The organism is Nostoc sp. WHI (assembly GCF_015714725.1).
In the GTDB taxonomy this organism is placed as follows: Bacteria; Cyanobacteriota; Cyanobacteriia; order Cyanobacteriales; family Nostocaceae; genus Nostoc.
The window spans coordinates 1-11,190 of the sequence record NZ_WBKM01000380.1 but is presented as its reverse complement, the minus strand read 5'-3'; the positions used below and the strand labels follow the sequence as shown (position 1 = coordinate 11,190).

Sequence of the window (11,190 nt, the reverse complement as noted above, 5' to 3'; positions counted from 1 at the left end):
TTTTTTTTTGCTGCAACAGCATTCTCGTCGGCTTTGGGATTCAGCTTTGTGGTTTTCTTCCAACTGATGTCAGCGGCATCAAACAAGTCATAGTAACTTTGTTTTGAATCATAAACTACGTCGTACTCACTCATCTTGTTTGTACTCCAGTTCACTCAGTTCCCAGCAGTTTTTGGTTTGCAGCCAACTCAACACTTCTTCTCGCTGTTCAGCACTCACGTAGCTTTTTCTGCCTTTGTAGTTCAAGCATAGTCCATTAATTCCATCCTGCTCATAGGCTTGTTTCCAGCCTGTTATCGAACCTAAAGACACATCTAGAATAGCTTGGATTTCTTCGTACAAGTAATCTTGGTAAACCAATTTAACTGCCAAAGCTTTTCTTGCTTCACGGGCATCACGACAAGCTGCTATGAAATTTTGTAACTCAGCGATCGCAGTTGCCACTCCTCCAGGTAGTGTTGCCGTTTGTAGATGCTGATTGATCATTGTCTGCTCTTACACTTTTACACTCATCCGTATTATCTCGTAATCTTTTTCAAAAATCAAATAGGATTCCTATATCAGAAAATCACAGGAATAAGTAAAACCCTCGTTACTACTTTAACAATTTCTTTATACTTAAGCGGAGCCTCACAAGGTCGCACCATTACTGAGATAAGTCCACCTACAGGATCAGGTTTAGGTGATCTATTCTGTCCACAGGTTCAAACTCTTGTTACAACACCATTTCCTAATAACGATAATAGCATCGCCTCCAGCCCGAATCAAATCTTGAACTTTCGCGGCATATCTTGTAGCCCTAAAAGTTTTCGAGCTATAGCCCCCATTGATACCCAATTTTTCGTTGAACCTTCAGGAGAAACAACAGAGTATTTATTTAGCGAAACAGTTGTGAATAATACGAACTCTATCTGGAATGGCTTTAACTTCAAGATTGGTTTTGGTGTCAATGATGACTTTGCCCCACCTGAGTTAATTCTTGTCCCCTTTGGTTTTGCAATTCCAGATTTTGACTTCAACGGTTCAAGCTCTGACCCTCAACCAACCTCGTCTAAATTTACGCAACTCATCCAAGATGGCTCTTTCAATTTGGATTGGTCTGGGGGATCTATCACTCCTGGTGAATCTGTTGATTTCATCCTTTCTATTGATGTCCCTGATGATTTAGATGGAAACGATTTCTACAATTCTTTTACAATTCGTCAAACTCCTATTGCTGCACCCGTTCCTGAACCTACTTCCACTAATGGTTTTCTAGCTCTATTAGGTTTACTAGGCTCAACTCTAGTTTTTAAACGGAAACTAATATAGCAATCAATAAACTTGGTTACTGTTGCAGAACCTCCAACGGGTGCAATAGAAAAAGAGGTGATTGCCTAATTTTGCTTTCTTGACATTTCTACCGCAGAGGCACAGAAATATCAGAGAGAAAAAACAGATTTTACAAGTCACTTTGAATGGACTATAGGACTATGATTTGATTTCTGAAAAAACTCCGTACAGATCAAAGAGCATTCTTTCCCGTTGCCTCTTGCCTCTTGCCTCTTGCCTGCCTACCCAGATAAGTTCAAAAATCAAATCGGATTGCTATAGTTCTATCTTGTTAACTACTCGTTGTTGGTATTCCTGCTCAGTAATCATATCAAGAGTGTTTTCTAAGCGATCTACAAATACGATACCGTCCAGGTGGTCATACTCGTGTTGAAAGATTCGAGCGATAAAATCGGTTAGTTCTTGCTTTTGCAAATTGTCTTGAGGGTCAGTGTATTCCACTTCAATAGCTTGATACCGAGGAACTAAACCCCTAATTCCTGGAACACTCAAACAACCTTCCCAATCTTTGACAACTTCAGTTGAATGAGCAATGATTCTAGGGTTAATCATGGCAGTAGGTTCCATTTCTGGAGCGTTGGGATATCTAGGATTAGGATGAGAAGCTACAATAAATAAACGATAGGATTGTGCTAGTTGAGGCGCAGCAATTCCCACGCCGTTAGCCTTGGTAACAGTGGCAGTTAAGTCTTCAATTAATTTTTGGATATCCTCATTTTGAATATTATTAACCCAAGCAGCTTTTTGACGCAGTATTGGATTGCCTAATTGAATGATTGGTGCTAATTCAGGCATGATACAACTCCTTTGGGGCATTGGGCAATTTTAGATTTTGAATTTTGGATTTTGGATTGAAAGAAAAATCTAAAATCCAAAATCGAATGACTCCTAACTTCATCCTTCACGTCTTACTGGCAAAGGAGCAGGTTGAACTCCTATCTGGATAATTTTGCCATTGCGTTCCACTTGTATTGGTAAGGTAGTACCAATTTTGCTATTTTCTACTAGCTTTTGGACTTGTTCAATTTTAGTAACAGGCTGGTTATTAATGCTTTTAATTACATCGCCGACTCGTAGCCCAGCCACAGATGCAGGCGATCGCGGCACAATCTCAACTAGCAAAATGCCGTCATCTGATGTAAGATTTAAGCGATCGCCAGCTATCTTTTTGATTCTTTCTTTATTTTCCGGTGTCAGTGTCACCATTTGAACACCCAAATAAGGATGATCCACTTTGCCTGTAGCAATTAATTCTTGGGCAATTCTTTGCACAGTGTTCATGGGAATAGCAAATCCCAAGCCTTGAGCGCCTCGGATAATGGCTGTGTTCATCGCAATCACCTGGCCCCGAGCATTTAACAATGGCCCACCAGAGTTACCAGGGTTAATCGCAGCATCCGTTTGGATATAATCAACCCGCTTGTCACTAGCACCAATGTCGCTACCAGAGCGACCTGTAGCACTAATAATCCCAGAAGTAACGGTATTATTCAAGCCTAAAGGGTTGCCAATAGCTATTACTGCTTCTCCTGGTTGCAAAGCATCGGAGTTACCCACAGATAGAGTTGGCAGATTATTAGCGTCAATTTTGATTGCAGCCACATCCGTTACCGGGTCTTCACCCAACACTTTACCATCAAAAGTCCGGCCATCTTTGAGTGTGACAGTCACTCGATCAGCACCGTCTACCACATGGGAATTGGTCAAAATTTGGCCTGAGGAATTAATGATAAATCCAGAGCCGCTACCCCGCTCTATCCGTTGTCTAGGCTGTGGTACTGCGTCTCCAAAAAACCGCCGGAATGATGGGTCGTTAAATTCGTCTGGTACGCGAGAAGTAATTGTTCTAGAAGAATCAATGCGAACTACCGCAGGCCCCACATTTTGCACTACTTTTACCACAAAATTGGGATCTCCAGACGACGCGATAATTGGTGGGGGGGCAATTACCGGATTAGGATCAATCGTGTTTTGGACTTGAGTATCGCTTGGTTGAGCCTCAAAGGTCTTGGCTGGTTGAAGAGAGCAGCTTCCCAGGAACACCACTGCTACCCCCGATAAGAGCATCCACAGCCCGTGGGACAAACCTTTGGGATCAATATTTTTGGGCGATGAGTTATGCTTTGTTGTCTTCATTTGTCGTTGTTTCTCCGTATCAATTAGAGTGCTGAGTTAAGAGTGCTGAGTCCTGAGTGGGAATTAAGAAGTAACTTCAGCCCTCAGTTTGGTCAGTGGATGTTAGAATCTTGCCTACTGGGTATGTCCCAAAATGATTACAACTTAAAAGCTTATTCTACGTCTAGCGTGTCTCAATGCTAAATTGGTGCTTTCTCTTCTATTGTGACAATTAGCAGCAAAGGTGGTGGATAATGGAAATTACCATAGAAAGTCTGTGGAGTCAGGTATTAGAGCGCCTACAGCTTGAACTATCCCGACCCACCTTTGAAACTTGGATCAAAACTGCTAGTGCGGAGCGATTAGAAAATAATTGCTTGGTAATACGCACTCCTAACCCATTTGCTCGTAATTGGTTACAAAAGTATTACATCAACACCATTGCTCATGTAGTACAAGATATTCTCGGTCATCCTGTGGGAATTTACATTACTGTTGCTCAAGGTGATGAAATTTCTCATTTTAGTGAAGGAGAGGTTTCTTGGGAATCACCAAATCCCAGCAGTATTTCTGAAACTGTTGCTAATCACAATCAAAAAACTACTGAATTAAATTCTAAATATGTATTTTCTAGATTTGTAGTTGGTGCTAACAATCGTATGGCTCACGCTGCTTCTTTAGCAGTTGCAGAATCTCCGGGTAAAGAGTTTAATCCTTTATTTTTATGCGGTGGTGTAGGCTTGGGTAAAACTCATCTTATGCAGGCTATTGGTCACTATCGCTGGAAAATTTCTCCTGATTGTAAGATATTTTATGTTTCAACTGAGCAGTTTACTAATGATTTAATTACAGCAATCCGTAAGGATAGTATGCAAAGTTTTCGAGATCATTATCGAGCTGCTGATGTTTTATTAGTTGATGATATTCAGTTTCTTGAAGGAAAGGAGTACACCCAAGAAGAATTTTTTCACACTTTTAATACTTTACATGAAGCTGGTAAACAAGTTGTGATTGCTTCTGATCGTCCTCCTAACCAGATTCCTAGTTTGCAAGAACGTCTTTGTTCTCGGTTTTCTATGGGGTTAATCGCAGATATCCAAAAGCCAGATTTAGAAACTAGAATGGCGATTTTACAGAAAAAAGCCGAAGACGAAAATATTCCTCTTCCCTGCGATGTGATTGAATATATTGCTTCTCACTATACTTCTAATATTAGAGAATTAGAAGGAGCTTTAATTCGGGCGCTGGCTTATATTTCTATTTGGGGTTTACCCATGACGGTGGAAAATATTACACCAGTTTTAGAGCCACCCAATGAGAAAGTAGCAGCTACCCCAGAAGCAATTTTAACAATTGTGGCGAATAATTTTAATGTTTCAATTGATGACCTCAAAGGTAACTCACGACGAAGAGAGATTAGCTGGGCACGTCAAATAGGGATGTATTTAATGCGCCAACATACATCCCTGAGTTTTCCGAGAATTGGTGAGGAGTTTGGTGGTAAAGACCATACAACAGTAATGTACAGTTGCGATAAAATTACTCAACTTGACCAGAGCGATCGCACTCTATCCCAAACACTACGCCAACTGAGCGATCGCGTCAATATGACTAGCCGCTCCCAAAAACCATCCTGAAGATAGATTTTAAGTTTTCCACAACCATTACTATTATCATGTAGCTTTGACAGCTGAATAATTAGTTAAAAATATTAAGTAAAGTATAAAAATTGATTAAATTTAACTTAGCTTGTGGAAAACACATTACTTTTTGTGGGAAAACTGTGAAAAACTTGATATTTTTATAGTAAAACTTAATTAAGTATAATTACCTTGTGGAAAACTTCAGGCACTTTTCCACAAGTTTTCCACAGATATAAACTTGCTTAACTATGATTCCAACAGGAATTTACGAACCAAAGCCATCTCCTGTCAACAACCGTTCTCGATGCTCATCTCCTTCCCGTCGAGTCCGCGAAACCCATTCCTGAGCATCTTCACCCAATAGCGGATAAGATGCCATCCCAATACCAACACCATTATTCAACTGCATGGGACTAGATGATTTTTAAATTGGTTCTACTATTTCAATACCTTTGCCAAAATAAGAGCCAACAAAAATTTGGGCAAAAATGGCAAAATGACCCATACATAAGCGTTTAGCTTATAAGGTAGCTTGGAATATCAAACCCTTGATACTACGGACAATACGTTAAAAAACCTTGTGGGAAACCTTGAAGGAATTTTTAGGACTTATTGTTTTTGCCAAGCCTCAGAGAAAAGGGAGTTCAGATATCAACTCACCCTCGTAAATTGGCAAAGGTATTGCTATTTATTACTTGTAAACGGCGATCGCTTTAACATAATTGGAAAATTGCAGCTAGTGCGATCGCTAGCTCAAGCTACACTTTTGAGTTAAGTCACCTGCCTGATGTAGCCTTTTTTCAAGTAATATGTTATACGTAACAAGTATTATTACTGTAAGGCTGATGTCTAATTCTCAACCTTCTAACTCTTCTAATGCTCTGGATAATTTTGAGTTGGAGTTATTGAAGCAGGAATATTTTTTCCTGCAAACCACTATTGAAGACTACAATAAGCAGATTTGGGCAATTAAAGCTCTTGGTATCACTGGAACTGGTGCTGTAATTATATTAGCACTGCAACAGAATAAGAGCGTTCTTGCATTGGTTGGCTGCACCATTCCAATCTTTTTTTGGGTTTTAGAAAGCCAGTGTAAGCATTTTCAACGTGGCTTTTATCCCCGTGTAGGCGAAATTGAAACCACCCTCTTAGAAACTTGCAAATTCAGAGGGCCTGCCATATTTAATAGCTGGAATTATGCTTTAAAACGGGTTACATCTCCCAAACGTAAAGGTTATATCTGGGACGGTTTGCTAAATCCCGCCGTTTTTGTCAGTTACGTTCTAGAAATCGTTTTTCTTTTAATTGCTTGGAAGGCAATTCCCTTAATTTGAGGCTGGTTATTAATAAGGAATTCTCTAAATGGCTCAAACACTGACCTGGCTGCATCTTTCAGATATCCATGCTTGTAAACCACGAACTGGTTGGGATGCTAAACGAGTTACTGATACTCTCTGCAAGGATCTTAAAAAGATGCAGGAGCAGTATGGGTTAAGACCGGATCTAATTTTTTTTACGGGTGATGCCGCATTTGGTCACATTGGGAGTGGTGAAGGAAAATCAATAGCCGAACAATTTCGTGAAGCCCATGACTTCTTAACAACAGTCCGAGAATCTTTTCAGCCAGCCATTGAGCAACGGAACCTTTTTCTTGTACCGGGTAATCATGACGTTAATCGAAATAAAATATCAAGGTTTGAGAAACAAGCATTAGAGAGTATTAGCTCACTCGATGAAGTTACCAGTTTTGTCCAAGATGCTGGTATAGAATGGCAACGAATTATTGGTCGGTTAGATGATTATGCTCACTTTCTACAAACCTATGGCTATGACCACTTACTTACTAGTCGAGAGCATTTAATTTATGCAGATGCTCGTGAGGTTGCTGGCTTGCGAGTTGGCATTGCTGGTTTTAACTCTGCGTGGTCATCATCAGGAGCCGGGCGTATAGAGATAGGTAGATTATGGATGGCAGGTCGGTTTCAGTTGGAAACTCTGCGTCAAAAACTTCCAAAGAATGATTTTGCTATTGCGCTTTTGCATCATCCTACGAATTGGTTAGTGCCTGAAGAAAACCCAATCTTTGGTAGGCAGTTAGAACGAGATTTTCCTTTTGTGCTACATGGTCATGAGCATCAGGATTTTGTTCGCTCTGATGCTTCAAACGGGCACACAGTTATTTCAGCAGGTGCTTGTCATGAATGGTCTGAAAGCAAAAACAATGGCTATAACTTTGTGCAGCTTGACTTTGTAAACAGAACTGGTAAAGTTTGGTTGCGTCAATACGATTCTACAGGCGGAGGGTGGATTCCTCGCATTATTCATAATCGAACAGATGACAGAGGATGTTGGGTTTTAGAACATTTAACGCCTTGGATAGAAAAGTTATCTAGTTCTGTAGCTGCAAAAAAAAACCTTAAACCTACTGTAGAAGATAATATTCCGATTAACTTTACTTGTGAGAGTAAAGTTGATCGAGCAGAAGATTATGAAGTTCGCTATCGTAAAGCTGTCGCTGATAAGTTGGATTATGTGCAGCTTTTTGGCATTGATGTACCTAGAGAATCGAAGGAATATTCATTGACTGTTGCGTATGTATCCTTAAATTTGTCGGATGAAGATGAGGAGACTACAGAAGCAGAAGAATTAGAAGGTGATATTAACGAATTAACAGCTAGAGATCAAACTACATTTCCAGCAGAGCAAGTTTTTGATAATCTTTGTGATCAAAAGCGTTTGCTGATACGTGGTGTTGCTGGTAGTGGAAAAACAACCCTTTTGCGTTGGGCTGCTGTTCAATCTGCCACAAATGAACTTGATTCTAGAAACACAGCAAGACAAAAACTACCATTGATTAAGCCTTCATTGAGTAAGCTTGATGGAGAACCTAATACTCAATTTTCAGATAATTCTGGTGACTGGCGAGAAAAAATTCCCTTTGTTATTCGCTTGCGGGATTGTACTAATGGTGAGTTGCCTCGACCAGGCGAATTTCCTCTTTTACTTGCAAAAGAACTACCCGATCCTCCCGCCAATTGGATTGATGATATCTTAAAAAGTGGTCGTGCCCTGGTGATGTTTGACGGTGTAGATGAAGTCCCGCAGCAAGCGCGGGATGAAACAATGCGAGAAATCCGTCAGTTAATGAAAACTTACCCAGATAACTACTATGTGGTAACAACACGCCCTGAAGCAGTTGAAAAAGTTGATTTTATTGGACTTGGGTTTGTATCTGCGCGGGTTGAACCGATGACCCCTCCTGACCGGGACACCTTCATTGATCGCTGGCATGATGCGATGGAGGTTCGTTTACGAAATTGGAACGAAGCTGCCGATTTACGAGCTTTGGCAAAACGCTTAAAGCAGCGACTTGAGGTTACCCCTGCTGCGGCTCGACTTACCAGTAATCCGTTGCTTTGTGCAGTGGTTTGTGCGCTTCATCGGGCACGAAATGAGAACCTTCCAGAAACACCTGTTGATCTATGCGAAAAGCTGTGCGAAATGCTGCTTGATCGCCGCGACAAAGAGCGTTTGAGCTTTGAAGCCCAAAAATGGATTGATGAAGCTTATGGACGATTAGAATTTCGGGTTCGTAAAGGATTGCTGTCTCAACTCGCTTTCCACATGGTTAGTTCAGGTGTATCTGCAATTACTGAAGCCGAAGCCGACCAGCAAATCGCTGAAGCGTTAGGAAGCTATAAGCATTCTAATATTAAGGCTTGTGATATTCGCCGAGCGCTCGTTGAGCGCAGTGGGATACTCCAAGAATCAAGTGAGCAAAGAATTGAATTTCTGCACAACACTTTAAAAGAGTTTCTCGCCGCCGAACGTTTTGTTAATATCGGTGATCTTAAAATATTAGCAGATAACACTGATGAAGCTTCCTGGCAACCTGTTATTTTGTTTGCTGTTGCGCTACCACGAGATGGTTCTAAGTTTGCTACTGAGCTTGTAAAAGCAATTCTTGAAAAAACTCCTTTAAATGCTCCCTCTAAAGCACGGAAAAAAGAAGACCGATTAGAAGCTGCAAAAATTAGGTCACAGCAGTTCTTTTTCCTTCGGTGTTACACAAATGCTTACCAGCTAAATGATTCAGAAATTAGCCAAGCCTTTACTCAGTTATCAAAACAGCTTTTGCCACCTCAAAATTTGACAGATGCAACAGCCTTAGCATCCTGTGGTGAAGCGATCATACCTTATCTTAAAAATCGAACAGGCTTGAAAGCAGCAGAACGTGCAGCGTGTGTGCGAACGCTGGGATTAATCGGTGACCAGAGAGCCAGCGATCTTCTGAAAGAGTTTTTAGATGATTCGACTGTCAAAGTTGCTCAAGAACTAGTGAGCTTTGTTGATGATTGGAGTCAAATATCAGTCATTAGGCAACACGTTGAAGAACATGGGCTTCTTCCGATTTCAATTCCAAGAAAATTGCATAACTTAAATTCTTTATCCAAGCTGACCAACCTCACACAGCTATATCTTTGGGGAACGCAGGTAAGTGATATTTCCGCTCTGGCTAATCTGACCAACCTCACATCGCTAAATCTATACGTGTGGGTGGGCGATATTTCTGCTCTGGCTAACCTGACCAACCTCACAAAGCTAAATCTATACGTGTTGTGGATGAGCGATATTTCTGCTCTGGCTAACCTGACCAACCTCACATCGCTAGATATTTCAAGAACGCAGGTGAGCGATGTTTCCCCTCTGGCTAACCTGACCAACCTCACATCGCTAGATATTTCAAGAACGCAGGTGAGCGATGTTTCCCCTCTGGCTAACCTGACTAACCTCAAAATCTATTCGTGAGAGGTTAAAATAAAGTGCTTTTTGTCAATCAATTAAAATACCCAAAATAATCTCAATAAAAATGATAATTGTGCATAAAGACATGGGGAGGAGGCAAGCGACACTTGCCTCCTCCCCCTCTATTTGATTATCATTATCCTAAGGCTTTTGACAACTTAAATTTCCTGTTGGATCTTAGCTAACTGCGATGTCTACGACGAGCTACGCCTACGCACCCGACGCCCCATTCATAGATCCGTTTACAGTAGAAAGCTCAACAGAATCGCTTGCTAAAAGATTGGTGAGTTTGACATTTCCCGGTGTACGTTGCTTATTCTTGTTATTACCTCGTCGCGCACCACCCGCCATCTCATATTCTTGGCTGTTTTTACCGTAACGGCTGCCAACTCCTAGTAACATTTTTTCTGACATTGACATTAAAACCTGTTCTGCGTTGTTCACGTCATCTGCGAGTTTGTCAACGGTGGATAAAGAAGTATTGTAGGCAGCAAGCTTAGACCGGAAATCGTTAATTGTGATAGTGTAAGCTTCCATAGTCAGTCCTTGCCCAAAGTCAAGTTCTACGCTGATAGATTGTAAGCTTTCAATCCGGCGATCAGCTTGCTCTAAAATGTTGGAGTTTCTTTTACGACGTGCCATGATGCATCTCTGCTACTAGGTCTATAGTACTGTTTTATACAAAAATATCTTTGGTTGTCATGGGAGAATACAGTAGAGAAGCGCGATCGCATTTTAAAAACTTTAGTTAATTTCACTTAGATTATTATGAGATTTCCGGTATTAAATCAATTCATCAGATCGTTACAACAATTGTTGCAATGACTTAAACCTTTCTTATACATGGAGAAGTCTTTGTTGCAACGACTTATATGTTTGCTGGAAATACTTAAACCTTTCTTATACATGGAGAAGTATTTATTGCAAAGTATTAAGCATTTGTTGCAACGACTTATATATTTGCTGGAAATACTTAAACCTTTCTTATACATGGAGAAGTATTTGTTGCAAAGCATCAAGTATTTGCTAAAGCTGCTTCTACATTTACAAAAAATGCTTAAACGTTTCTTATATAGCGGCATGCATAAGTTGCAAAGGTTTAAATTTTGACAGATAAAATAGAGTGCATTACGGCTTTAACCCAACCCACCGTGCTATCTAGTGATGCGTTAGACGCTCATATCGAGTTTGTCGTGAAAAATCATCTCGAAATATGCAGTACTTATACCATTTCACTTTAATAATGATAGGACTTACGCAAAAGTACACGCTGTAGGGGCAATTCATGAATTGC

General features: G+C 40.6%; 8 protein-coding genes and 1 pseudogene. 4 read left to right on the top strand and 5 right to left on the bottom strand.

Features of this window, described 5'->3' with window-relative positions:
* A pseudogene (locus F8S12_RS39440) lies at positions 1-486 on the bottom strand (helix-turn-helix domain-containing protein); the annotation flags it as partial.
* On the opposite strand from F8S12_RS39440, the gene F8S12_RS39435 reads away from it, so the two are divergent.
* Positions 472-1,311 (top strand): PEP-CTERM sorting domain-containing protein, encoded by an 840-nt coding sequence (locus tag F8S12_RS39435; protein ID WP_230968586.1) that lies wholly within the window; start codon positions 472-474, stop codon positions 1,309-1,311. The pseudogene F8S12_RS39440 and the gene F8S12_RS39435 sit on opposite strands and share 15 nt — an antisense overlap.
* 276 nt (positions 1,312-1,587) lie before the next feature.
* On the opposite strand, the gene def is transcribed toward F8S12_RS39435, so the two are convergent.
* Together def and F8S12_RS39425 are read right to left on the bottom strand one after the other, a co-directional pair.
* Entirely contained in the window at positions 1,588-2,127 is a 540-nt protein-coding gene (def, locus tag F8S12_RS39430; protein ID WP_196521728.1) for a peptide deformylase, read from the bottom strand.
* A 99-nt stretch (positions 2,128-2,226) separates the two neighbouring features.
* Positions 2,227-3,468 (bottom strand): HhoA/HhoB/HtrA family serine endopeptidase, encoded by a 1,242-nt coding sequence (locus tag F8S12_RS39425; protein ID WP_196521727.1) that lies wholly within the window; start codon positions 3,466-3,468, stop codon positions 2,227-2,229.
* A gap of 233 nt (positions 3,469-3,701) precedes the next feature.
* Between F8S12_RS39425 and dnaA the strand changes: the two genes are divergently transcribed.
* Positions 3,702-5,084 carry a chromosomal replication initiator protein DnaA gene (gene dnaA / locus F8S12_RS39420; RefSeq protein ID WP_196521726.1) on the top strand — a complete coding sequence of 461 codons (1,383 nt, stop codon included), beginning with the start codon at positions 3,702-3,704 and terminating at the stop codon, positions 5,082-5,084.
* 271 nt (positions 5,085-5,355) lie between these two features.
* Here the strand turns inward: dnaA and F8S12_RS39415 are convergent, their stop codons facing one another.
* On the bottom strand, positions 5,356-5,499 hold the full coding sequence (locus F8S12_RS39415) for a hypothetical protein (protein WP_196521730.1): 144 nt from the start codon (positions 5,497-5,499) through the stop codon (positions 5,356-5,358).
* Positions 5,500-5,935: 436 nt separating this feature from the next.
* Here F8S12_RS39415 and F8S12_RS39410 point away from each other — a divergent pair, with 436 nt between their 5' ends.
* Both F8S12_RS39410 and F8S12_RS39405 read left to right on the top strand, forming a co-directional pair.
* Positions 5,936-6,424: a hypothetical protein gene (locus F8S12_RS39410; protein ID WP_196521725.1), complete on the top strand. Its 489-nt coding sequence runs from the start codon at positions 5,936-5,938 to the stop codon at positions 6,422-6,424.
* 28 nt (positions 6,425-6,452) lie between these two features.
* Positions 6,453-9,899 carry a leucine-rich repeat domain-containing protein gene (locus F8S12_RS39405; protein ID WP_196521724.1) on the top strand — a complete coding sequence of 1,149 codons (3,447 nt, stop codon included), beginning with the start codon at positions 6,453-6,455 and terminating at the stop codon, positions 9,897-9,899.
* 207 nt (positions 9,900-10,106) lie between these two features.
* Here the strand turns inward: F8S12_RS39405 and F8S12_RS39400 are convergent, their stop codons facing one another.
* Complete coding sequence (locus F8S12_RS39400; RefSeq protein ID WP_196521723.1) at positions 10,107-10,538, bottom strand: hypothetical protein; 432 nt, start codon at positions 10,536-10,538, stop codon at positions 10,107-10,109.
* Positions 10,539-11,190 lie beyond the last annotated feature (652 nt).